This window comes from Tumebacillus algifaecis (assembly GCF_002243515.1).
Taxonomy (GTDB): Bacteria; Bacillota; Bacilli; order Tumebacillales; family Tumebacillaceae; genus Tumebacillus_A; species Tumebacillus_A algifaecis.
The window spans coordinates 3,740,136-3,763,099 of record NZ_CP022657.1 but is presented as its reverse complement, the minus strand read 5'-3'; the positions used below and the strand labels follow the sequence as shown (position 1 = coordinate 3,763,099).

Below are 22,964 nucleotides of genomic sequence, written 5' to 3'. Positions count from 1 at the left end.
TTAAATGCGCGTGACCATCACAAGGGATGCCTCTTCGCGGCGCAACGCGATCACCGCACCGCGGATGCGATAGGCGACCGGGTCGCCAGCCGGGCTTTTGCGCAGCGCTTCGATCACCGCCTGCGGGACAAGACCGAGGTCAAGCATTCGGCGCCTCTGTGCGCCAGTCGCGTTCAAAGATACCACTCGCGCCCGTTCGCCGATCAAAAGATCAGGCAGTGGAATGATCTCCATGAACAAAACCTCCTATCAACAGTTAGATCGTATTGAAAATGCCTACTGGTTTACCTGAAGCTAACTCTTTTGCACAAGGGAAACTTTTGAGCCTAAAAAAAGTGGCACTCACATACTATTGCCAGGGGTTGCATTTGGTGACTCCGCTATAGTTAGATGGACTCAAAAAAGTTAGCCGCGTGAAAAGTTTTTTCTCTATGCTAAATCATATTACGAAAACTGTGCATTGTGCAACATTTTGGTGACAATTTTTTTTGAGAGATTGACAACTGGATTATACTTATCCATACTATTGTAATCATTCGAAAATTTTAGCAATAGGGGCAACTAGAGATGACAGAACTGCAACGCAACTTTTGGCTGATGTTGACAGGCCGCTCTGTGTCGAAGCTAGGAGATACTTTTCACTTCTTGGCGCTGTCATTGATGATCTATGCCAAAACAGAATCGGCGCTCAGCGTCGGTCAGGTGATGGTCGCTTCCTATCTACCTATGCTTATACTCGGGCCGTTTCTCGGCGTATGGATCGACCGCTTAAACAAGCGCAAGTTGGCGATCGCCTGCGAATTGATACGGGCAGGGCTCGTTTTGTCGATCCCGTTTTTGCCGCATGTCTATTGGATCTATTCGTTCACATTTGTCATCGCGATCATTGGCTTTGTCTCCTCAACGTCGCAACAGGGGCTGATTCCGCAGCTTTTTCCGAAAGGCGATCTGCTCGGGTACAACGCCAGGATTCAAACCTCCATGCAAGTGATGGCCATCGCCGGACCGATCGCGGCCGGGGCAGTGATCGGCTTTTGGTCGTATACGGCTGCGTTTGTTGTGGATTCGGCGACGTTTCTGTATTCGGCGATGAGTTTGTCGCTCTTGTCTGTGTCGGCCAAAGCTGCCGCCAAGCAGAAGGGGGCGAATCAGGAAAAGAAATTCTGGGTGGAGCTTCGTGAAGGGGCGCGCTATATGGTACAGCTGCCGCGCGTGATGAACGCGACGGCGATCATGTTTACGGCGATGATTGTGAGCGGGATGTTTAATGTATTGCTCGTCGTCTTCTCGAAAAATATCATCAAGGTGACCGATACAGAGTTCGGTTGGCTGGAGGCGGGCATCGGACTCGGCTTGGCGGCGGGGGCAGCAACGCTCGCTTTTTTGAAAAGAGTCGATTTGCTGCTGATCGTGCGCATCGGGATTCTGGTCGATGCCTTGATGATCGCCGTGCTGAGCACGACCGAGTCGTTTTGGACGGAGTGGCTGGCGCTGGTCGGGATCGGGATGTTCTCGGTGATGGCGATGATCGCCGCCGCGACGCTCATCCAGATCGAAGCGGAGCAGGCTTATATCGGGCGCGTGCTCGGATTTTACAACACGGTCTTCATGGCGGGCACGGTCGGATCGATGGCACTGGCTGGCGTGGTGGAGACTTGGTTTTCGGTGCGGGAGATCTTCCTCTACGGCGGTTTGGCGACGGCTGGAGCGACGCTCTTGCTCTCACTGCGCCGACTGCCCAAACAAGAAGCGCCGCCCAAGCAGGCGCAAGCATAGCACAGGCCCTTCCCACGCTCAAGGGGAGGGCCTGTTTTTTCGTGCCCGTACGGTGGTGATCAGCAGGCGGTATACGCTGTACACCCCGAGGTAGCCCGAGGTGCTGAGAAAGAGCCAGTTGTTAAAAATCTCATGGATGTGTGTGGTGAACTCGACGCCCATCCGCTTGATCTCCAGGATGCTGAGCCCGGTGGTGATCAGGAACAGCCACGTGGCGATGACGCTGAGCAGGTCGAAGAGCCACGCCAAGCGATGCTTGCGAAGGAAGAAGAGGAAGAGTGGGAGTGCGACGATACTTACGATCAGCAGTACGTTCATCAGACAGCTCCTTTCTTATTAGACAGCCCCATTCTTAGTTGGTAGCGTGTTCTTTGCTGTGGTAAAGTATTCCTGAGAATGTAATCGAAGGGGTCGGATGGAACGATGAAGCCGTTTCAAATAACGTTGTATACGAAAGACGGATGTACGTTGTGTGAGAAAGTCAAACCGATCTTGGCGCGGGTGGGGCAGACCTATCCACTTCAAGTGGAGGAGTTTGATATCACGACCGATCAAGCGGTGTATGCGAAATATTGGGACAAGATTCCGGTGTTGGCGATCGATGGGGAAGAGGCGTTCGTCTCGAAGATTGCGGAGCACTGGCTGCGGCGTTATTTGGAAGAAAAAAAGCAAACTCGCGCAGACTAGTCTGGGCGCTGGGTTCGATGCACAAGGCGTTGGAGCTTGAGAGGGTCGAGGTGCGGATCGAGGCGAAGTAGAAGGATCTTGCCTGTTTGTAAGCGGCGGAAAAACTGGCGCAGGTGCGCGGCATTCGGAGGATGGACGGGAGCGGTCGTGACGATGTGAACTTGGGCGCGGAGAATGTCCTTTACAAACGGTTTGTCCTTCTACTACAATGGGTGAGAACGAAAAATTGAAAAAAGCGCAGTTGCTAGGGGTGCCTACTTTGGCTGAGAAGCACGATCAGTGCTAACCCTTTCACTCGATCCTGGGTAATACCGGCGTGAGGAAGTGACGGCATTGGACGATATTTGTCTTGTGTATTCATCTTCTGCCGGATTCCGGGAGGAGATTTTTTTATGCGATTGAAGCTTTTTTCGAGGAGGAAAATGGGACATGAAGAATAGTTATGTCGTCAATTTCAGAGAAATCATGATCACGGTGATCTTGTCCGTGCTGTGCGGGTTCCTGTACATCGCATGGGCGCCGCTGTATGGCGTGGCAGACGGAATCTACCCGGGCCTCGGTGAGATCGTCTATGGCACCTGGTTCATCGCGGGCGTGCTTGCCGCCTACATCGTGCAAAAGCCAGGTGTGGCGCTGATCGCAGAGATGGCTGCTGCGTCGGGCGAATTTATCATGGGTGGCCCGTACGGCCTGTCTACGCTGCTCTACGGGATGGCGCAGGGCGCTGCGACCGAGTTGGTATTTGCACTTTTCCGTTATAAGAAGTTCAACATGGGCACGCTGATGCTGGGCGGTGCCGCTGCTGCGCTGGCCAGCTTGGGTTATGAGGCGCTGACCGGGGGCTTGGCTGAGCTTTCGACCGGACCGATGCTGGCGAAAATTGTGATCCGCACGGTATCTGGCGCAGTTCTTGGCGGTCTGCTGGCGAAGCTGATCGTGGATGCATTGGCCAAAACGGGGGCTTTAAACAACTACGCAATCATCCGCAAGCGGATGGAGAAACCGTTCTAATATGAATCACGAAAAAAAGACACCCTTTCTCGGCTGTGAAGGGGTGTCTGTGCAATTTTTTGACCGCGAGACCCCCGTGTTGCAAGAGATGAGTGTAGAGATTGCAGAAAAAGAAGCGGTGCTGTTGCTCGGCCCTAGCGGCTGTGGGAAAAGCACGCTGGCACAAGTGTTGTCTGGCATCATCCCCCGCTCAATCGAAGCGTGGATGAAAGGGACGGTGTACCGTCCTGATCGCGTCGGCGTGATGTTTCAAGACCCGGACGCGCAGTTTTGCATGTTGACGGTGGAAGATGAGATCGCGTTCTCGCTAGAGAACCGCCGAGTTCCACCTGCCGAGATGCGCGGACAGATCGAGCGGTTGATGCGGGAAGTCCGGCTTGATCTCCCGCTTCACAAACCGATCTCCGAGCTGTCCGGCGGCTTGAAGCAGCGGTTGGCGCTGGCCTGCTTGCTGGCGCTGGAGCCGGACGTGCTCTTCTTTGATGAACCGACGGCGCAGCTCGATCCGGAGAACACCAGACAGGTCCTGCAAGACATCGCTCGACTGCGCCATGAGAAGACGATCGTGCTGATCGAGCATAAGTTGGAGAGCGTGATGGAGTGGATTGATCGCGTCTTGCTGTTTGCGCCAGACGGTTCTTTGCAAGGCGAAGGCAAGCCGGAAGACGTTCTGCGCCAAAATGAGGATGCCATCCGCGAGTATGGAATCTGGACACCGCGCATGTGGCCGGTGACGTGGGAGCAACTGCTGAGCGACCCGCAGGCTCCTCTTGCACAGCGCTTGGAACGGCAAGGGGAGGGGGGCAACCGGAAGTCTGCCGCGCAGGATGAGCGCATGAGTGGCGTGCCAACTGCGGCCCGATCCAGTGCCATCGCACCGACCGATGAACGTGAGCCGCTCTTGGATGTTAAAGGCTTGCAGATGAGCTATCGAGGTGGCCGGAACGTTTGGTCCGGTGTCGATGTGCGCGTGCAGCCAGGAGAGTGGGTTGCGATCATGGGACCGAACGGAGCAGGAAAGAGCACGTTTTTGAAGGCGGTCGGTGGACTGCTTCCTGTGAGTGGCGGTCAGGTGCTGGTAAAAGGGAAGGAGCTTGGAACGTACAAGCCGGAAGCGTTGTATGACCTGATGGGGATTGTGTTCCAGAATCCGGAGCATCAGTTTATCGCCGATACGGTGTTTGAGGAAGTCGCCTTTGGCGGGCGCTTGGCGAAATGGCCACAAGAGAAGGTGGACCGGGAAACCAAGCAGCTTTTGGAGGATTTTCACCTCGAGGCGTTAGCGTCGAAAAACCCATTTACCTTGTCGCAAGGCCAGAAACGCCGCTTGAGCGTCGCTGGGATGTTGTTGAAAAATCAGGAGCTGTTGTTGCTCGATGAGCCGACTTTCGGGCAGGATGCCGCGACGACGCGGGAGTTGATCGAGCGCATCCAAGAGCGCAACGCGAGCGGTACGACAGTGATGATGGCGACGCATGATGTGGAGTTGGTGGCGGAGACCGCGACGCGCGTGTTGGTATTTGCAGAAGGCGGGCTGCTGTTTGACGGGACGCCCAAGCAACTGTTTACGCAACCAGACCTGTTGGCCCGCGCCGCGCTCGTCGAGCCACTGTCCTATGAGTATCAGCGTCGGAAAGCTGTACGGGAGGAGGGGAGTGTCTATGTATGAGACGAACAGTTTTGTCGGACAGGTCAATCCGTCAGTCAAACTGATCCTGCACCTCCTCTGCATGATCTTGATCGTCTTGGCCAGCGAACCGTTGACCACGCTGTATCTGTTGCTGATTCCGGTGATTTTGACACTGACTTTGGCAAAGATTCCACTGCGTACATTTGTGCGGCGCGTGTCGCCGTTTTTGATCATTTTCCTTTCGACCACCTGGGTGCTCGCCGCTTATGGCAAAGGCGAGACGGTATGGTGGGAATGGGCCTGGATTCGGATCACCGAAGAAGGGGTGATCAACGGCTTGAACATCGGGCTCCGGATGATGGCGTTCGTCTGCTATGGCTTTTTGTTCACGGCGACTACCGATTTGACCAAGCTCGTGATGAGCTTGATGCAGCAGTGTAAACTGTCGCCGAAGATCGCCTATGCGCTGTTGGCTGGGTTTCGCTTCTTGCCGCTGTTCAAAGAGGAGTATGCGCTGATCAAAGCGGCGCATCGCGTGCGTGGCGTCTCTCGCCTGCCGGGACTGCGTGGGAAGGTGCAGGGGATCGTGCGCGATACGATTCCACTGCTCGCACAAGGCATTCGCAAAGCGGAGCGCGTGGCGGTCGCTTTGGAAGCGCGCGGCTTTGACGGTACACTCAATCGCACGTTCTATCATCAGATGACGGTAGGGCGTCAAGATGTGTTCTATGTCGCCCTGCTGTTGCTGACAAATGTGGCTGTTTTGTTCTTGCTGTAAGCACAACAAAAAAAACGCTTTTCCTCAATCGGGAAGAGCGTTTTTTTCATTCTGAGGAAAAGTCAGCATAAATTGGGTGCCTTTGCCGGGGACACTTTTGACTTGCACAGTGCCCTGCATCGAGTGGATGATCTGGTAGGTGACCATCAGGCCGAGCCCCGTTCCGTTCTGCTTGGTTGAGAAATAGGGGGTGCCAACTCGTTCCAGTTCCGCTTCGCTCATACCAACGCCGTTGTCGATGATGTCGATCTTGACGTTCTGTCCGCGCTTGTAGGCGTTCATGTGCAGGGTGCCACCGTTTGGCATCGCCTCGATGCCGTTTTTGACCAGGTTCATCAGCACTTGGGAGAGCTGCTCAGGGTCGCCTGCAATGTACAAGCCTTGGGCGATCTGGTGCTTGATCTCGACGTTTTGCAACGTCGCATAGGAAGAGATAATAGCTGCGGCATGCTCGACCCGCTCGGCGACATCGATCGTTTCAAGACGCGAGGACTGCGGCTTTGCAAACGCAAGATAGTTGGAGATGATCGTCTCGGAGCGGTCGAGTTCGTCGATGCCGAGCTTGAGAAACATGTGACGTTTCTCAGCAGGAATCTGGTCCGATTGCAACAATTGCAGGAACCCGCGCACGACGGTCAGTGGATTGCGGACTTCATGCGCGATGGAGGCGGCGAGCTGGCCCATGATGCGCAGCTTTTCAGCCTGTTGAATCTCGAAGCGTAAGGCCGCTTTTTCCCGCATGTTTTCGATCAGGAAGATCGAGATGCAGATCGAGAGGACGTGCAGGATCACGAAGGCGGCGATGATTGGAAGCTGTGGCGTGTCCGGCTGTGGGAGATAGGCGGTCACAACGACAGCAGTTTTGACCAGCAAGGAAGCGAAAAACGTGAGCAACGAGGCAGAGAGCAGCTTCTGGCGGCGGCCCCATCGCTTAAAACGAGATGAGATCAGATAGGCGGCCAGGATGACGAATGGATAGGTCAGCGCCATGATGGGAAAGCCAGGGCCGCCCAAGTACCAGCTGTATAGATACACGGCGGCGATGAGGAACAGGCTGGAGCGAAATCCGCCATAAAGAATCCCGATCAAAAGTGGCACAAGACGCAGGTCAAAGACAAAGCCGGGCAGCGGAGTGACCGGCAGGGTCATACAGCAAAGAGCCGCAACGGTCGCCACGATGCTGATGGCAGTTCGGTCGCGGGCAGTGACCATCGGACTGCTTATTTTATCGATCCAAATCGTCTGATAGATAAAGATGGGCAGGATGATGATGAGCATATTGAGCATGAGATCTTTTACTTCGTTCAAAACGACTCACCTCGAGGACAGTACGATATCGTCAGAAATAGGTAGTTTGTTGTGCGATAGGCTTGTCGTCAATTTTCGACAGATTACTACAGGAAACCTTTTTTGAATTGTAAAAATTTTAGATGGATCAATTAATTATCGCACTAAACATTGGGTTCGCGTGCGACCGGTTAGACGATCTGGCGTTGAATCGGGTAAACTATGGAAACGAAGAGGGGGGCGAAGCTATGCAAGCAATGATCGAGCAAGTAAAACGAGTGGCGATGGAAGCGGCGACTGCGGCTGGGAAACTGGCCAAGTCGCGTTTTGACGGAGCATTTGCGGTGGAGGAGAAAGATGAGCACGGCGATCTGGTCACCGAGGTGGACCGCTTGGCAGAAGCGATCATCTTGGAAAAGATTCGAGCTGAGTTTCCAGAGCACGGCATTCGCAGCGAGGAGACGGGCTGGTCGGGCGTGGAAGGCGACTATCTGTGGCTGGTCGATCCGTTGGACGGCACGAATAACTATGCGATCGGCTTGCCCTTGTATGCGGTCGCGATCACGTTCTTTGTGCAGCGAGAAGCGATGGTTGGGGTAATCTATGACTCGGTGCAGGACAAGCTGTATCTGGCCGAGCGCGGCAAAGGGGCGACGTGCAACGGGCAGCCGTTGCGGATCAAAGCGCCCAAGGCGGGCAGAAAATTGACGCTGGGTTGGATACAAGGCCATATCGTGCAAAAGGAAGAGCGGGCGATGAGGCTGAAGCACCATCTGGATCTCACAGCGAAGCGGGTGCTTCGGGTCTGGGCACCGACGCTGGTGTGGTGCATGATGGCCCGCGGGGATTTGGACGGCGTCGTGCTGTACAACTCAGAAGGCGATGATCTATATGCTGGACTTTTGCTCTTGCAGGAAGCGGGCGGATTGGTGATCGACTTCGACGGGGAGCCGTTTGCAGGGATGCATGCAGAGCCGTATTTGGTCGGATGCCATCCTGACAAGCGGAATGAACTGCTGGCGGTGGTGCAGGAAGGTCTGCTTCATACGTAAAAAAAAGCCTCTCCAAGTGGTGGAGAGGCTTTTTCTATCCGAATTACTTCGCAGCAGCGAGACGCTTGTTGACTTCATCCCAGTTGATCAGGTTGAAGAAAGCAGCGATGTAGTCCGGGCGTTTGTTTTGGAACTTCAGGTAGTAAGCATGTTCCCAAACGTCGAGGCCGAGGATCGGGGTTTTGCCTTGCATGATCGGGCTGTCTTGGTACTCGGTGGTGGTGATCGCCACTTTGTCGCCGTCAGCGATCAGCCATGCCCAGCCGGAGCCGAAACGGGTGGTAGCTGCTTTGGTGAACTCAGCTTTGAAGTTGTCGTAGGAGCCAAATGCAGCGGTGATCGCATCTGCTACTGCGCCAGTCGGAGCGCCGCCGCCGTTCGGGGAAAGGATTTCCCAGAACAGGGAGTGGTTCGCATGGCCGCCGCCGTTGTTGCGAACTGCGGTGCGAATGTTTTCCGGAACTGCATCCAGGTTCGCGATCAGCTCTTCGATCGACTTGGAAGCCAGATCGTCATGTCCTTCGAGTGCTGCGTTTACATTGTTTACGTAGGTCGCATGGTGACGGTCATGGTGAATTTCCATGGTCAGTGCGTCGAAATGCGGTTCGAGTGCGTCATTTGCGTACGGAAGTGCCGGCAGTTGGTATGCCATTGGGTATTACCTCCTATGTAGAAAGTAGTTTTTATACATACATATATCTTATCTTAATTAGGTTGGAAAGCCAAGACAAAATTTGGTGATGTGTCTTACGTTCCCCAGACTAGAATACTCGCAATCGACACGGTTCATACATGAAACGTGCGATTATTGGTTGAGCCCGTTGAACAGATAGTGGATCTTGGTCGTCAAGATCTCTTCGACCGGCCAGTTGCCTTCTGACAACACCCAGTCTTGCATGGCGTGCAGGTAGATATTTTCCAGCATGTCGCCTGCAATGATCGGATCGATCGTCTGTTTGAGGTGTCCTTCTTCCTGTGCGGACTCGAGGATGTCGGCCATCAGGTTGCGCAGGGAAACGGGGCTTTGGCGCTCGTGGATCATCGCAGTCGGCGTGGCGAGCGTCGATTTGACCCAGATTTTCACGAGATCGAAGCTCTCTTGGTTGGCAGTGAGCGCGATTTTGAACAGGCGCATCACCTTTTCTTCTACAGACAGATCGGGTTGATCCCACTCCACGCTTCGCTCCATCATCTCTTCAAAGCGGTCCTGTCCCCAATGGGCGAGGATCGCTTCTTTTGATGGAAAATGTAAAAAGACGGTGCCACGTGCCACATCGGCGTGCTCAGCGATCATGTCGATCGTCGTGGCATCATAGCCGCCTGCTTGAAATAATTTCATCGCGCTGGTGAAAATTTTGGTGCGCGTCTCTTGTTTTTTGCGCTCTCTGCGACTGGACATCGTGTTTCCCTCTCTTTTCAGGTGTTGGTCAGTTCTATTTTACACCATTTTGGGGGTGGACACATATTTCGTAGACCTGTAATATAATTGTACTAGGTACATTTTAGACTCAGTACATTAAGAGTGTGGATATATAAATGTTTCAAGTCCTGATTTGAGGAGGAAATTACGATGAACAAGCGGACGGTTGTAGTCGGTGGCGGTTTGGCAGGGTTGAGTGTGGCGGCACGGTTGGCGAAGGCGGGTCATGATGTGACGTTGTTGGAAAAAGCGCCAAAATTGGGCGGACGTGCGGTGACGATTCCGCTTAAAGGCTTTGATTTTAACTTTGGTGCGCATGCGATCTACAGCCGGGATTCGTCGTATATTCGGAAATTGGAGAAGGAACTGCAGTTGAACATCGGCTGGGTGGATTTCGATCCGAAGAAGGCGCGCTATGACCTGGGTCATGAGATGACGGAGATGCCGGCGACTTTGGAGGGCTTGTTCAAGACGAAAGTGCTGCCCAAAGGGGCTGTGAAGGCGCGGTTTGCCATCGAGATCGTCAAGACCGTCTGCCTGCTCGAACGCGGAGAGGAAGGCGTGTCGATCGGTGAGTGGCTGCGGCGCTCGGGCAAGCATCAGCAGGTGCAGGATCTGATGCTGACCTTGGCATCGAGCAACTTCTTTACGCAAGAGCCGGAGCGCATTCCCTCGACCGTGTTCTTTAAATACTACCAGCGCCTGTTCCGCACCTCGAAGGCCGTCTCGTACATTGCGGGTGGCTGGGGGTCGCTTGTGTCCGAATTGGAGCGCGTGATCGTAGAAAATGGCTCCAAGGTGGTGACGAAGGCGAAGATCGAGCGCGTGCTGTTCGAGCAAGGGCGCGTGGTCGGTGTGGAGACTTCTGAGGGGCTGTTCACAGGCGATGAATTTGTGTTCGCGGTGCCGCCGAAGGAGCTGGCGAAGATCTTTGAAGGTACGACGTTGGCAGCGTCGATCTCGCCATATCTGTTGCACAAGCCGAACAATGTGTTGGTGTATGACATCGGTTTGTCCAAGCGGATTGAGACGCCGTACACGTATATTTATGACAAGCAGGCGCGGGTGTTTATGACCGACATCTCTGCGTATACGCCGTGCACGCCGGAGGGTGGCCAACTGATTCAGGCGGTTGCCTATCTGAAGAGTGAAGAGGTCGGTGACCGCGAGCACGCGGCGATTCGCAAAGAGGCGATCGAGCGCTTGTTTGACAAGCATCTGGCAGGGTGGCGCGAGCAGTTGGCAGCCAAGCGTTATACGGAGCGCGCCGCGGCGCAGGAGATCAAGGTGGAGGATGACCAGCAGTTGATGCCTGTGCAGTTCCACGCATGTGCGAACGCTTATTTTGCCGGAGATTGGGTGCAAGGTGTCGGCCAACTGTCGGAGTTGTCGTTCTCCTCGGGCTATGAGGTAGGGGAGCGCATTTTGCGCAAAGGCAATAGTGGAATCGTATTGCTGAGCCGGGCCGTCTAATGACAAGGTAGGAAGCAGATGAAAAACGCCCTTCACCGTCGATGCGGTGAGGGGCGTTTTTGCTCGCCAACAGGTAGCTTGGTGCTTTTTTTGGTTCGTTTTTCCCCGACTTGCATTATGACCCGCTAATCTGTTGTATCATATGTCCTAACGGGCGGTATCGTACCGAGAAATTGGGGATGAGGTCGCGGATTTTTCTGCGAGGCTGTAGCATGTTACAATGGAGTTTGAACGTTGGGGATTTATGCAGAAAGGAGTCTTGACATGACTCAACTGACGAAGCAAGAACCGCTCCTTTGGGGCGATAAGCGATATCATACGTGGAATTTTCATCTGCGCTCCGTCTTCGGGGAAAAGATCTTCAAGGTGCCGCTCGATGCCGGATTTTCCTGTCCGAATCGGGACGGTGTGGTGACGACAGGCGGTTGTACGTTCTGCTCGGCGCGCGGCTCTGGTGATTTTGCGGGCAATCGCAAGGATGATCTGGTGACGCAGTTTCACGATGTGAAGGAGAAGATGCATCGGAAGTGGCCGAAAGCGAAGTACCTCGGGTATTTTCAGGCCTATACGAACACGTATGCTCCTGTTGAGACCTTGCGGGACTATTATGAGACGATCCTGCAACAAGACGATGTGGTCGGGCTGTCGGTGGCCACGCGGCCAGACTGCCTGCCCGATGATGTGGTCGAGTATCTGGGTGAGTTGAATGAACGGACGTTTTTGTGGTTGGAATTAGGTCTGCAGACGATTCATGAGCAGACGGCCGATTTGATCAATCGGGCGCACGATTACCAAGTGTATTTGGATGCGGTCGAGCGTTTGCGAGCCAAGGAGATCAAAGTGTGCTCACACATTATCTTAGGTCTGCCCGGCGAGACCGATGAAATGATGATGGAGACGGCGCGGGCAGTAGCGCAGATGGGGGTGCAAGGGATCAAGATCCATTTGTTGCACCTGCTGAAGTACACCCCGATGGTGAAGCAGTATGAGGAGGGTCTGGTGGAATTTTTAGACCCGGACCGCTATATCAATCTGGTCTGCGATATGCTGGAGATTTTGCCACCGGAAATGGTCGTTCATCGCCTGACCGGGGACGGACCGCCCGATACGCTGATCGGTCCCTTGTGGTCGCTCGATAAGTGGTCGGTGCTCAATGGGATCGATGCGGAGTTGAAGAGAAGGGATTCGTGGCAAGGGAAGTATTATGTGCCGCAAGGGTAAGTCTGCCCAAGCAGTAGCTGCCGTTGCAGTGAAACCATCCTCGAACGCTGGTCTTGGCGCGGAGGTTGGAACATGGTGATCAGGCCGATGTTGCGGTTTGTGAAAGAACTGCTCACCGACGTGCTGAAGCCGGGCGATGTGGCGATCGATGCCACGGTTGGCAAGGGCTCAGATACGCTTTTTTTGGCGGAAACTGTCGGGGCGACGGGACGGGTGATCGGCTTTGATGTGCAGGAAGCCGCGTTGCGTCGGGCTTGGGATCGCTTGACCGACGCGGGTGTCTGTGAGCGGGTCGAGCTGCACTTGGTAAGCCATGCCCAGATGCAGGACGTGGTGCCGAGCGCGTGGCATGGTCGGGTGCAGGCGATCACCTTCAATTTGGGATACCTGCCGGGCGGTGATCCAGCCGTCGTAACGACAACAGAATCGACGCTCACCGCCTTGCAAGCCGGGCTTAACATCCTCTCAGTCGGCGGTGTGATGACGGTGATGCTGTATTCGGGGCATGATGCGGGCAAGGCCGAAACACAAGCGGTTTTGGCTTGGGCCCAGGCCGTGGATGTGTCGCAGGCGCATGTGTTGCAGTACCGTTTTTTGAATCAACAAAACGACCCGCCGATTTTGCTCGCGCTGGAAAAGCGCGCTCAGTAGACTGCCTGTTCGTCAGGCAGTCTTTTTCTGTATCTGAATGGTGAAACGCTTCGGTGTGTGATTACTTATTTGCCGGAATGTGTAACAGAATTCGTAGCGTCCCCGACTATATTTATAGATGAGAATGAAATTCAATGCGGGGAAGAGGGGAAGGCTCGATGGTGGAACACGATTTTGATGAATGGTACCGTCTCTACCACCGGGACGTTTTTGCTTTTGTCGGCTATCAGGTGCGGTCTCGACAGGATGTGGAGGACATCGCACAGGAAGTATTTGTCCGCGTTCTCGTCGGAGCTGACCGCTTCCAAGGGTTAGCTGCTCCGAAAACCTGGATTTTGGCGATCGCGCGCCGTGCTGTCGCCGATTGGTATCGAAAGAAGCGGTTTAAGAATTTATTTTCGCTCAACGAGGTGCAAGATGTGGCCAGCGATGAGCTTTCATTATATGAGCGGGCGGAGATAAGTGCCAAGGAAGAGGCGTTGCGCGAAGCTTTGCTAAAGCTGAAAAAGGATGATCGCGACGTGGTGGTGCTGCGGATGATCCATGAGTTTTCGACGGAGGAGACGGCCTCGATCTTTGGCTGGACATCGGCGAAGACACGGACCAAGCTGCATCGGGCACTCAAGAAACTGCAGGAAATGCTTGGCGATGATCCGCTGTTTGATCAGATGGCACGTAAAGCGGCAGAGGAAGGGGTGAGTTTACGATGACGGAACAGCAGTGGAAACATCTGAAGAACGATCTGAAGCAGTTAAAGCCAGATGAACAAGACCAACCGGCCGATGCGATGCAGTTTAAGAACAAGGTGTTGCAGGAATATGATCGTCGAACCCGTGTGCAGCAGCGTTCGCGTTGGTTCCGTCGCGTGACTACCGCACTGACGATCGCTGTGGCGGTGTGGTGCGGTCTGTTGATCACCTCCCCGTTCAGCGAAGAGGGGCTGGTCGCTGTGCCGGAATGGAAGACACTATCCCAACCCAAGTCGAATCAGGGCGTGCAAGGGCTAGCTCCTTACGATGTGGTCAGTTCGTATTTTGATTTTTTGCTGCAACGGCGCACCGAAGATGCGAATGCACTATTGGTTGACGACATGCGCGAGCAGGAATCTGTGGTGACTCAAAACTTGTCCGATCCGCATATGACGGGGTTTACGATCTACAATGCGTCGAAGGGAAGCGGGAAGATTCAGTACAGCGTGCGCGTGTCGTGGGGCTCGAAGACAGAGAAAGCTTCGAGTGAAGCGTATGAGGTGACGGTGACCGATAGCGTCGGGCGTTGGCTGATCGCGGAGATTAAGCGCTCAGGTGAGGTGGTGTTTGACGGATCGGACGGTTTGGAGATTTCGCGCACACAGCGCGGCAAAACCGAGACGTTTTTGCGGAAATCGGATTGGTCGGAGGCGGGGCGGTGGACGTTGTTTGCCGCCGATCCGTCGTTTTCCTCACAGTTGGTGTTTGTAGACCCGGAGGAGGCCCCTGTGATCTATAAGGCTGCTGTCGGCATGAAGCCGCAACAGTTGGTGGAATTGCCAAAGGGGGAGGCCAAAGCGGTATTTTGGACCGACACGAATCTGCTGGCTGTGAATTTTACCGCGGCTGAGTCAAAGAAGTCAGAGGTTTTGTTCTATGATGCGATCGATGGGAAGATGCGCGATTCGGGCTGGTTGGGCGGAATGTTACGGATGCTTGGCGCAGACGAATATGAAGCGTTGCATGCCCTGCCGAATGAGCGGATTCGGGTCGCGGCTGGTGAAGGGCGCTATCTGCTGGATTTGAAGAATCGCATGTTGTCACCCGATCATAGTCTGGGACAGGTTGCCAAGGTGAAGTTTGATGTGCAGAATGTGGAACTGCCTGTGGAGGGATTGGTGTTCTCCTATCCAGATCGGACGCCCGAATTTTTGGATACGGTCGATGTGATCTCGAGCGATCAAAAGGTGGATCTGCGCAAGGAAACCGGTTTCTATGTGTTTAACGGGATCTTTTCCGATTATTCATTAAAGGGTTCTGAACTGCAAGTGCACTTGAAGCGTGAAAAGGGCCGAGTTCAGGTGGTCACCGTACCGTATGGGATGTTGAAGCAGTTTGCGGGCCAGCAGTTTGTGGTCAAGGTGTTTGATGAGGGTGGGAAGTTGTTGGCAGATCCTTATGAGGTTGAGGTTCCAAAGTAGGGATTGATCGCATCTGCTGACACGCTGTGCGATTCGAACGAGAAAGGCAGCCCGGTTGGGCTGTTTTTTATGTGCGGGAAGGATGGGAATGGTTGGCGGACGCTGGTGGGATAGTAGGAGTACATGATGCGAGGGGGGTTTTAGAGGATGAGTTGGTTCGTGAAATCTCTGTTGGTCGGTACGGTCACGGTGGCCGTGTTGGTCGGACAGGTCAGCGTCGGTGTTGCCGAAACTCAGTCGCAATCCGAAACGGTTCATGTTGCTCAGCAAGGGATGAAGCAGCAGGAGTTTTGGATTGTGACCAATGAGATCAAAACAAAGTTGGCAGATGGGAAAGAAATTGAAGCTTATCGCTGGGACCCCGGATTTTTGACGGTGGATAAAGGGAAGCAGGTGACGTTGCATTTTTATGGGCTGAAAGGGAAAGCTCATCCGTTTGAGATTGAAGGATTAGGTGTGAAGGGGAATGTCGAGAAGGGAAAGGTGACCAGCGTTTCGTTCACACCGAAGCAGGTGGGGACGTATCGGATCGTCTGCCTGACTCATCCGACGGTGGAGCATGAAGGGCCGATGGTGGGGTATTTGCGCGTGGAATAGTCTTGAGGGATAGGCTCGAGCAGCCTGTCCTTTTTTGTTGGTGCCAATGGCTTGGAAAAACTGGAAGCAGGGCTGCCTGTGCAGACTGGGCTGGTGAGGGAGGATTTGCGGGAGGGGGAGCGAAGATGGGTAGGAATGAGGCAGAGGAGGGACGGGCTGTGGGACGGGAAGTTGTGGCTGGGGCGTTTCATCACGGGCATCGGAAAATCTGGACGGAGCGCGTTCGCCAGGAGATTGTGGCGGGACGAGGCATGTCTTGGTTGTATGTCGTGCCGACGCGAGGATTAGGGAGCGTGGTTCGCTCACAATCCCTTGAGGGGCTCGGCGGCATGGTGGGCGAACAGGTGCTGACCATTTTTGAAGTGGTTGAGCGGGTGTTGCGGCACGGTGGTAAGTCATATGTGCGTTTGGATTCGCTGGGGGCGGAGCGATTGATCGCCAAGGTGTTGCGTGGACTGGAAATGGAGTGGAACTCCGTGCCGCTGGCGCAATGGGCCCACTCGCCAAGCGTGGTGGCTGCATTTCGTGAGCAGATTGCCGAGTTGCGGCGCGCGGGGGTACGGCCAGAGACCTTGCTGAAATGGGGGCAGGACAGCGGACAGGAGGAGAATCTGGCCGTTTTAGCCGCAGTGTTCACAGCCTATGAGCGCGAACTGTCTGGCGGCGAGTCGCTGTTGTTAGATACGGAAGAAGCTTATTTGGAAGCGGCACGGATTCTGGAGGGAAATGGAGTAGCTGCTGTTTTTCCGGGCGTCGAGATGCTGTTTGTCGATTCCTTTACCGACTTTTTCTCACATCAGCTCAAGGTGTTACAGCCTCTGCTTGGCATTGCTGAGGTGAAGATGTTTGTGCCGTTTCAGAGTGAGCGCTGGGCTTGGATGGAAAGCCTGCACGATCTGCTCGAGCGGACGTTGGAGCAATTGTCCGAACTCGGGCTGCAGTTGTCGTTCGCAGAGGAGCAGGAAGGCGGTGCGGATGTGCAAGCGGACCTGTTGGCTGTGCAGGAGCGTCTGTTTGCCCCGCACGCCCAGCCCGTGACATCCGCTCCACATGTGCATGCGTTTTGTGCGCGCACCGAGGAGAAGGAATGGTTATGGGTGGCGAAACGGGTGAAAGAACTGCACCGCGCAGGCGTGCCGCTCGGTGAACTGGCGGTGCTGTGCAACCGGGAGATTCGGTATGGCAGCGTGGGGCATCGAGTGTTGAAGCGAGAAGGGATTCCGTTGCGACAACAGGTGTCGCTGTCGGGGGAACAGGTACCGTGGATGCGGGAATTGCTCACGCTGTATGCACTGGAGGACGGAGCGTGGAATCGCGATCTACTGCTACAATTGGCCGCTGCCGACTGGCTGCGCGGGGAACAGGGACCGTCGGCTGCCGTCTTGCATCAGGTTGTGCGGAAGCTCGGTGTAGCGCACGGGTATGAAAATTGGGCCGGACGGCTGACGGCGGAGATCGCAGGGCAACAGGCGCGCGTGCGTCGCGGGCAAACGGATGTGGCGTGCAAGGGCTTGCAGGAAGTGGAAGACCTGCAGGCCGTCTTGGCGTGGATCGAACGGCTGGCCGCTCTGGTAGCTGTCATTCCGGCCAGTGCGGAAGGCGGCACGCACGCCCAGGCGTTGCGCGATCTGATGCCGGGGGTGGAGTTGGAGCGGCGCTTGGTGTTGCAGTATCGCGAGCGAAAAGGATATGGAATGGAGCAGTTGCAGCGGGAATTACAGGCGCGGGAGACGCTGGAGAACGTGCTGGGAGCGCTGGAACAGCTCGATTCCGTGCTGGGAGATCGGGCGCTCTATTCACGAGCGGAGTTTGCGCAGGTGGTGCGTAACCACTTGCAACGGGAAGAGATCGTGGTGGAGCGAGGGACGCGCGGTGGCTTGCAGGTTCTGAGTCCATCGGCGGCACGCGGCATGTCGTTCGCGCACGTGTTTTTTGTGGGCCTGAATGAAGGGGTGTGGCCGACGCCTGCCGCTGCGCCGTGGTTGCTTCGAGCGGGTCTGCGGGAAAAACTGGCCGAACAGATCCCGCTGTTTTCGCCGCAGGTGCAGGTCGATCAGCAGAAGCTGTTTTTCCTGCTGGGTTTGCATACTGCGCGTGAGGGCGTATGGCTTTCGTACGTCGGTGGGTCGAAGCAGGAGTTGGCCTCGCGGTTCTTGGATGAGTTGTTTGAATTGTGCCCAGATTTGAAAGAGCGCTTGGAGTCGGACGCTTATTTGGGCGGATCGGCCTTGTTCCCTGAGGACGGGGCGCACGTTTCCAATCCGCAAGAGGCGAGAGATTGGACGGCGGCACAACTGTTGGCTGCGCAAGCGATCGAGTTGGTGGAGCCGGAGTTTTGGTTCCGCGTAGTGGGGCAGGCGATGAGTGAACGGGAGCGCGCCGCGGGCGTGGCTGTGAGCCGGTATGACGGTGTCCTAGCAGATCCCAAGATTCGGGAGGAGCTCGGTCAGCGCTTTTCGGAGGAAACGGTGTACAGCGTGTCGCAGTTTAATCGGTTTGGGGAGTGCGGGTATAAGTTCTATTTGTCCCGCGTGTTGATGCTTGAGCGAGAGCAGGAGGAAGCGGAGGAACTGTCGCCGCTTGCCAAGGGGAATTTGTATCATCGGGTGTTGTATCGGTTGTACAGCCAAGTGACGGCGGCCGAACGGATGACACCAGACTGGGTGGAACGGCTGCGCGGGCAGTTGGCTTCCGTTTTTGAACAGGAATGGATCAAGGCGCAACAGGAGCGATCGACAGAGGTCGGAGTGCGGCAATTGTTGGAAAAAGATCGATTGTTGCGCAGACTGACCGAGTGGTTTGAAGTGGAGGCCGCCGCTTGGGAAGGGATGGACTTGCCGCTGGTGCCGCGCTATTTGGAGTGGGTGTTCGGGATGCCAGCGGCCCAAGGGGCCGATCCGAAGTCGCAGGCGTTGCCCGTGACGGTCGGGAAGCTCAAGTTTCGCGGGCAGGTAGACCGTGTTGACGCGACGCGTGAGGGGACGTTTGTGGTAGTCGATTACAAGACGAAGAACACCAAAGCGATGCCCAAGGCGGTGGAGCAAGGGTTGGATTTTCAACTGCCCGTCTATGTGAAGGCGGTGGAACAGGCGCTGTTTGCAGAAGGGTCGGCGGCTGGGGCGGCCTATTTTTCGATTGAAAAGGGCGACCGGACATCGAGTGCGCTGGTCAAGGCAGACTATCTGGACGGGCTTGGGATGGGCAAAAAGCGAACGAAACTGGATGAAGAGAGCTGGTCGGAGCTGTTTGCACATGCTGAGCGCACGATGGAAGAGTATCGGGAGCAGATGGCCGACGGAGCGTTTGCAGTTCTGCCAGGCGACGAAGTGGTTTGTTCCTATTGTGAATATCGGCGGGTGTGTCGATATGACCGCTTGCGGGCTTTGAGCCATGCGGCAGGCGCGGCAAGGGAAGGGGTGGAGTTCGATGAGTGATCCGCGTCCGACGAAAGCGCAATGGACGGCGATCAAGGAGCTGGACACAGATTTGTCAGTCTCGGCAGGTGCTGGGGCGGGGAAGACGTGGGTGCTGACGGAGCGGTATACGGCGATGCTCGCTGGGCGGCCCTTGGTGTTGCCGCCGCTGGAGCTGGAAGCGACCGAACGAAATCTGGCGCAAAGCTGGCCGGCACGCCCAGGGCAGATCGTGGCGATCACGTTTACCAAGGAAGCGGCTGCCGAGATGAAGGCGCGGATTCGAGAGCGGTTGAACCTGTGGAAGCGCACGGCGGCTCCTGTTGAACAACGTCTGATCGGGCAGTTGAAAGAAGAGGTGGAGCGAGCTGCGATCACCACGATTCACGGATTCTGTTCCGATCTGCTGCGTCAATATCCGCTGGAGGCGGGAGTCGATCCGCAGTTTCGGGTACTCGAGGAGAGTGAAGCTCGCGTGGCGCTGGAAGAGGCGTTGCGAGCGGTGCTGGATGAGGGGTTGACCGCTGGTTCTGAGGCTGTGATCCGACTGGTCACCGAGTACGGGTATGAAGCGCTGGTCGATCATCTGGCACGGTTTTATCAGGGCGTTCGGGAGCATACGGAGGACTTTGCAGGCATGGCGGAACAATCGCTTGCCAAGTTGGACGAACTTGCGGATGGACTGGAAGCGGATGTGGAGCGGCTGATCGGCTGTATGGAGCGGATTGCTCAGGTGGACCTCTCCCAGAAGGACACGTCGAAAGGATCGGCGAAACGCGGAGCGGACGTGCAGGCCGCCTGGCCGGACCTCTCGCTGCAACTGCATGCTTGGCGGGCTGACAACTTGCCGTACCGGGCAGATGTTGCGGAGCGTTTGATCGATTTGACGAGCGGTTGGGGTGTCTTGATCAAAGAGTTGAAGGCAGATGTAAATGAACTGAAGGCGATCGCCATGCGCGTGATCGGCAAGTTGGTACCTGACGAGATGCGCCTCGCCGTGCGCGACGTCTGTGACGTGTTGGAACGGGTGCATACGGCGTTTGTGGAGCACAAGCGCAAGGAGCGTGGACTGGACTTTACCGATTTGCAAAATCGGGCTGTGCGCTTGTTGCATCATCCGCAGGCAGGTCTGGCGTTGGCACAGCAACTGCGCTATCTGATGGTCGATGAATTTCAAGATACCAATCCGGTGCAAAAAGGGCTTTTGGATGCGTTACGTACACAGAATCCGGAGTTGAAGCTGTTTGTGGTCGGGGATGCGAAGCAGTCGATCTATCGGTTTCGAGGCGCCGATTTGGAGGTTTTTGTCGAAACACAACGGGCGATTCAGGATCGCGGCGGGGAGCATGTGGCGCTGGCGCATAATTTTCGGACGCAGGCTCCGGTCATTTCCTTTGTGAACCGCTTGTTTGAACGAGTGATGCCTGAGCTACAGGACGGCCCGCAGTTTGCCGCGCAGTATGAAGCGATGGTGGCGACGCGCGAGTCTTCCCACGGCGGTGCGATGGTGGAAATCCTGCATCTGAGCGGGGCGGATGATGCGGCGACCAGCAAACTCAAGGAAGCGCAGGCGATCGCAAAGCGCATCAAGGAAATGGTCGGGCAAGAGTTGCTAGTGCCTGCGGAGGACGGTTTGCGTCCGGTGCAGTATCGCGATGTGACGTTGCTGTTTTCGGCGATGACCCATCTGACTTACTATGAACACGCGTTGCAGGAACAGGGGATTCCCTATTACATCATCGGGTCGCGGCACTTTTTCCGACGCCAGGAAGTCTGGGATCTCATGCTCTTGTTGCAGGCTGTGGTCGATGAGCGCGACGTGGTGGCCAAGATCGGGGCGCTGCGGTCGCCGCTGTTTGGCGTGTCGGACGATGCGCTGTACTGGCTGGGGAAGCAGGGCTTGCTGAGCGAAGTGTTTGAGGAATTGGAAACGTGGAGTTCGGTTGCGCCAGATGATCAGGAGAAGTTGCAGTTTGCCGCGCGCTGTTTGAACAGTTGGCGGGAGGAACAGGGATTTTTGTCCGCTGGGGAACTGGTGGCGCGCATCTTGGAAGTGACCGGGTACGAGCAGGCGCTATTGCTGACGTTTGGCGGGAGTCAGAAGGTCGGGAACGTGCGCAAACTGCTCGATCTCGCCTACGACCAGTCTCCGGAACGGGCAGGGGTTCTGCCATTTTTGCAGGATGTGAAGGTGCGGGTCGAAGCGGGTGTGGACGAGGCGGACGCGCAGGTCGAATCGGAGCAGAGCGATGTGGTGAAGATCATGACGGTGCACAAGTCGAAGGGCTTGGAGTTTCCGATCGTGATATTGCCCGATCTGGCCCGCGAGTTTCATCTGCGTAGCGAGGGGAAGTTTCACTACGATCCGGCCTTCGGATTGGTGCCGACCTTCACGGAGCATGAGGCGTGGAATGAGATGGGCTATGTGCCGCAACTGCGCGAACTTGACCGCAGCAAGGCGTTGGAAGAGGAGCGCCGCAAGCTATATGTAGCGATGACGCGGGCCAGAGATTACCTGTTGCTCGTCGGCAGTCGCGAAGTGCCGAAAAAGCGGATGACACTTGAGAACAGCAGGTGGTTCGACTGGTTGGTGGCGGCGATGGCAGACGGAGAGCTTACGCAGATGGCAAGCTCGATCCAAGCGGAATGGCCAGAGGTGAAGTGGACGTCGGAGTTGGAGGCTGCGACTGTGCGCGCGGCAGACATGCCTCAGATCCTCGTGCAAGCGGAGCCAGAAGCAGAGCGGAGCCAATCGCCTTTGCGTGCAAGCGACAAAGTGGTGCCGAGGCGATCGATGCTGTCGGGCGGTGCGCCTGCCGTTTTCCCAGTATTGGCAGCGTGGGAAGAGGTCGCAGCGGCAGGTGCAAGTGCAGGAGCGTTTGCTCCTGCACAGACGGTGGAGCGACTGCACCATTTATTTCCGCTGACCCAGCATGTGCAGACCGACCGTTCGCAAGGGATTTTGTTGTCGGTGTCTGCTCTGTTGACCTACTTGGCTTGTCCGAGACAGTATTTTTATCAAGCTGTGTTGCGCCTGCCGGAAGTGGCGGGGGCGAAGGACGTCAGGTCGGACACGCAGGAACGGGAAGTGGTGACGGTAGCGGGCGTGCGGTCGCTGAGCGCTACGGAGCGCGGGTCGCTTGTGCACCGCGTGCTGGAATTACTGGATGAGCCCGATCAGGCAAAGACGTTGCTCAAGCGCGCGTTGGCGGAGAGGGGCATCGGTGAGTCTGATGCGGAAGCGGTGCTACCTGAGCTGCAACGGGATGTCGATGCTTATTTGCAAAGCCCGCTGTTCCAAGAAGTTCAGACTGCTACCACGCGCCACAGTGAATGGATGTTCCGCCTGATGCTTGGTCCGCATGAAGTGACTGGCGTGATGGACAAGGTGGTTCGCCGTGCGGACGGAGCTGCGGTGGTGATCGACTTTAAAACCAATCGCATCACAGAGGGCTCACTGCTCGGTACGGCTCAGCATTACACACCGCAGTTGCAGCTGTACACGCTGGTGGTGAAGCGACTGCTGAAATGGGAGGTGGAGCGGTCGGTCCTCTATTTCACAGCGCTTGGCAAGGAGGCGCAGGTCTCAGTTCGCGATGCCGATTTGGAAAAGATGGAACGGACGGTTCGCACCGCTTTGGATCACATTGCGACCCACGATCAAGAGGAAGCGTATGCGGTGGCGCCAGATGAGCGTCCCTGCCAGCACTGCGGCTATCGGTTGTTGTGCAAAGGCGAGGAATCGCTGGATGAAGAGGAACCGCAACAGAACGGTGAGCAACTGAGTTTGTTTTAGAG

The 22,964-nt window shown here is 55.8% G+C and carries 19 protein-coding genes and 1 riboswitch; of the genes, 14 read left to right on the top strand and 5 right to left on the bottom strand.

What is annotated here, in order from left to right:
- Window positions 1–234 (bottom strand): FeoA family protein, encoded by a 234-nt coding sequence (locus CIG75_RS16630; protein WP_094237654.1) that lies wholly within the window; start codon window positions 232–234, stop codon window positions 1–3.
- Between the two features lie 333 nt (window positions 235–567).
- On the opposite strand from CIG75_RS16630, the gene CIG75_RS16625 reads away from it, so the two are divergent.
- On the top strand, window positions 568–1,776 hold the full coding sequence (locus CIG75_RS16625) for an MFS transporter (RefSeq protein ID WP_094237653.1): 1,209 nt from the start codon (window positions 568–570) through the stop codon (window positions 1,774–1,776).
- Window positions 1,777–1,794: 18 nt separating this feature from the next.
- On the opposite strand, the gene CIG75_RS16620 is transcribed toward CIG75_RS16625, so the two are convergent.
- Window positions 1,795–2,094 (bottom strand): hypothetical protein, encoded by a 300-nt coding sequence (locus tag CIG75_RS16620; RefSeq protein WP_094237652.1) that lies wholly within the window; start codon window positions 2,092–2,094, stop codon window positions 1,795–1,797.
- Between the two features lie 105 nt (window positions 2,095–2,199).
- Here CIG75_RS16620 and CIG75_RS16615 point away from each other — a divergent pair, with 105 nt between their 5' ends.
- From CIG75_RS16615 to CIG75_RS16600, 4 genes are all read left to right on the top strand, one after another.
- A complete protein-coding gene (locus CIG75_RS16615; RefSeq protein ID WP_094237651.1) occupies window positions 2,200–2,463 on the top strand; it encodes a glutaredoxin family protein in 264 nt (87 codons plus the stop codon).
- A gap of 236 nt (window positions 2,464–2,699) precedes the next feature.
- A riboswitch (TPP riboswitch) is annotated at window positions 2,700–2,803 on the top strand.
- Between the two features lie 89 nt (window positions 2,804–2,892).
- Window positions 2,893–3,474: an ECF transporter S component gene (locus CIG75_RS16610; protein ID WP_094237650.1), complete on the top strand. Its 582-nt coding sequence runs from the start codon at window positions 2,893–2,895 to the stop codon at window positions 3,472–3,474.
- 1 nt (window position 3,475) lies between these two features.
- A complete protein-coding gene (locus CIG75_RS16605) occupies window positions 3,476–5,143 on the top strand; it encodes an ABC transporter ATP-binding protein (protein WP_094237649.1) in 1,668 nt (555 codons plus the stop codon).
- Entirely contained in the window at window positions 5,136–5,882 is a 747-nt protein-coding gene (locus tag CIG75_RS16600) for an energy-coupling factor transporter transmembrane component T family protein (protein ID WP_157729608.1), read from the top strand. The genes CIG75_RS16605 and CIG75_RS16600 overlap by 8 nt, the downstream gene beginning before the upstream one ends.
- A gap of 24 nt (window positions 5,883–5,906) precedes the next feature.
- Here the strand turns inward: CIG75_RS16600 and CIG75_RS16595 are convergent, their stop codons facing one another.
- Window positions 5,907–7,190: an ATP-binding protein gene (locus CIG75_RS16595; protein ID WP_094237647.1), complete on the bottom strand. Its 1,284-nt coding sequence runs from the start codon at window positions 7,188–7,190 to the stop codon at window positions 5,907–5,909.
- Window positions 7,191–7,417: 227 nt separating this feature from the next.
- On the opposite strand from CIG75_RS16595, the gene CIG75_RS16590 reads away from it, so the two are divergent.
- The gene (locus CIG75_RS16590) at window positions 7,418–8,221 is read left to right on the top strand and encodes an inositol monophosphatase family protein (RefSeq protein ID WP_094237646.1); all 804 of its coding nucleotides are present in this window, start codon (window positions 7,418–7,420) and stop codon (window positions 8,219–8,221) included.
- 43 nt (window positions 8,222–8,264) lie between these two features.
- Here the strand turns inward: CIG75_RS16590 and CIG75_RS16585 are convergent, their stop codons facing one another.
- Together CIG75_RS16585 and CIG75_RS16580 are read right to left on the bottom strand one after the other, a co-directional pair.
- Entirely contained in the window at window positions 8,265–8,873 is a 609-nt protein-coding gene (locus tag CIG75_RS16585) for a superoxide dismutase (protein ID WP_094237645.1), read from the bottom strand.
- A gap of 153 nt (window positions 8,874–9,026) precedes the next feature.
- The gene (locus CIG75_RS16580) at window positions 9,027–9,620 is read right to left on the bottom strand and encodes a TetR/AcrR family transcriptional regulator (protein ID WP_094237644.1); all 594 of its coding nucleotides are present in this window, start codon (window positions 9,618–9,620) and stop codon (window positions 9,027–9,029) included.
- A 171-nt stretch (window positions 9,621–9,791) separates the two neighbouring features.
- Between CIG75_RS16580 and CIG75_RS16575 the strand changes: the two genes are divergently transcribed.
- The 8 genes from CIG75_RS16575 to CIG75_RS16540 all read left to right on the top strand — a co-directional run bounded on the left by CIG75_RS16575 (window position 9,792) and on the right by CIG75_RS16540 (window position 22,962).
- A complete protein-coding gene (locus CIG75_RS16575; RefSeq protein WP_094237643.1) occupies window positions 9,792–11,114 on the top strand; it encodes a phytoene desaturase family protein in 1,323 nt (440 codons plus the stop codon).
- 264 nt (window positions 11,115–11,378) lie between these two features.
- Window positions 11,379–12,335, top strand: coding sequence for a tRNA modification radical SAM protein MnmL/YtqA (locus CIG75_RS16570; RefSeq protein ID WP_094237642.1), 957 nt, complete (start codon window positions 11,379–11,381; stop codon window positions 12,333–12,335).
- A gap of 72 nt (window positions 12,336–12,407) precedes the next feature.
- The gene (locus tag CIG75_RS16565; protein ID WP_094237641.1) at window positions 12,408–12,986 is read left to right on the top strand and encodes a tRNA 5-(aminomethyl)-2-thiouridylate-methyltransferase MnmM; all 579 of its coding nucleotides are present in this window, start codon (window positions 12,408–12,410) and stop codon (window positions 12,984–12,986) included.
- 158 nt (window positions 12,987–13,144) lie between these two features.
- Window positions 13,145–13,696 (top strand): RNA polymerase sigma factor, encoded by a 552-nt coding sequence (locus CIG75_RS16560; protein ID WP_157729607.1) that lies wholly within the window; start codon window positions 13,145–13,147, stop codon window positions 13,694–13,696.
- On the top strand, window positions 13,693–15,156 hold the full coding sequence (locus CIG75_RS16555; RefSeq protein ID WP_094237639.1) for a hypothetical protein: 1,464 nt from the start codon (window positions 13,693–13,695) through the stop codon (window positions 15,154–15,156). The genes CIG75_RS16560 and CIG75_RS16555 overlap by 4 nt, the downstream gene beginning before the upstream one ends.
- A 147-nt stretch (window positions 15,157–15,303) precedes the next feature.
- The gene (locus CIG75_RS16550; RefSeq protein WP_094237638.1) at window positions 15,304–15,753 is read left to right on the top strand and encodes a cupredoxin domain-containing protein; all 450 of its coding nucleotides are present in this window, start codon (window positions 15,304–15,306) and stop codon (window positions 15,751–15,753) included.
- Window positions 15,754–15,878: 125 nt separating this feature from the next.
- On the top strand, window positions 15,879–19,187 hold the full coding sequence (locus CIG75_RS16545) for a PD-(D/E)XK nuclease family protein (RefSeq protein WP_094237637.1): 3,309 nt from the start codon (window positions 15,879–15,881) through the stop codon (window positions 19,185–19,187).
- Complete coding sequence (locus CIG75_RS16540; protein WP_172844473.1) at window positions 19,180–22,962, top strand: UvrD-helicase domain-containing protein; 3,783 nt, start codon at window positions 19,180–19,182, stop codon at window positions 22,960–22,962. The genes CIG75_RS16545 and CIG75_RS16540 overlap by 8 nt, the downstream gene beginning before the upstream one ends.
- Window positions 22,963–22,964 lie beyond the last annotated feature (2 nt).

Coding starts and splice junctions, on each gene's coding strand:
- CIG75_RS16620 (WP_094237652.1), bottom strand. CDS start 2,094: ATGAACGTACTGCTGATCGTAAGTATCGTCGCACTCCCACTCTTCCTC.
- CIG75_RS16625 (WP_094237653.1), top strand. CDS start 568: ATGACAGAACTGCAACGCAACTTTTGGCTGATGTTGACAGGCCGCTCT.
- CIG75_RS16615 (WP_094237651.1), top strand. CDS start 2,200: ATGAAGCCGTTTCAAATAACGTTGTATACGAAAGACGGATGTACGTTG.
- CIG75_RS16580 (WP_094237644.1), bottom strand. CDS start 9,620: ATGTCCAGTCGCAGAGAGCGCAAAAAACAAGAGACGCGCACCAAAATT.
- CIG75_RS16575 (WP_094237643.1), top strand. CDS start 9,792: ATGAACAAGCGGACGGTTGTAGTCGGTGGCGGTTTGGCAGGGTTGAGT.
- CIG75_RS16545 (WP_094237637.1), top strand. CDS start 15,879: ATGGGTAGGAATGAGGCAGAGGAGGGACGGGCTGTGGGACGGGAAGTT.
- CIG75_RS16600 (WP_157729608.1), top strand. CDS start 5,136: ATGTATGAGACGAACAGTTTTGTCGGACAGGTCAATCCGTCAGTCAAA.
- CIG75_RS16540 (WP_172844473.1), top strand. CDS start 19,180: ATGAGTGATCCGCGTCCGACGAAAGCGCAATGGACGGCGATCAAGGAG.
- CIG75_RS16585 (WP_094237645.1), bottom strand. CDS start 8,873: ATGGCATACCAACTGCCGGCACTTCCGTACGCAAATGACGCACTCGAA.
- CIG75_RS16605 (WP_094237649.1), top strand. CDS start 3,476: ATGAATCACGAAAAAAAGACACCCTTTCTCGGCTGTGAAGGGGTGTCT.
- CIG75_RS16550 (WP_094237638.1), top strand. CDS start 15,304: ATGAGTTGGTTCGTGAAATCTCTGTTGGTCGGTACGGTCACGGTGGCC.
- CIG75_RS16560 (WP_157729607.1), top strand. CDS start 13,145: ATGGTGGAACACGATTTTGATGAATGGTACCGTCTCTACCACCGGGAC.
- CIG75_RS16565 (WP_094237641.1), top strand. CDS start 12,408: ATGGTGATCAGGCCGATGTTGCGGTTTGTGAAAGAACTGCTCACCGAC.
- CIG75_RS16590 (WP_094237646.1), top strand. CDS start 7,418: ATGCAAGCAATGATCGAGCAAGTAAAACGAGTGGCGATGGAAGCGGCG.
- CIG75_RS16570 (WP_094237642.1), top strand. CDS start 11,379: ATGACTCAACTGACGAAGCAAGAACCGCTCCTTTGGGGCGATAAGCGA.
- CIG75_RS16630 (WP_094237654.1), bottom strand. CDS start 234: ATGGAGATCATTCCACTGCCTGATCTTTTGATCGGCGAACGGGCGCGA.
- CIG75_RS16555 (WP_094237639.1), top strand. CDS start 13,693: ATGACGGAACAGCAGTGGAAACATCTGAAGAACGATCTGAAGCAGTTA.
- CIG75_RS16610 (WP_094237650.1), top strand. CDS start 2,893: ATGAAGAATAGTTATGTCGTCAATTTCAGAGAAATCATGATCACGGTG.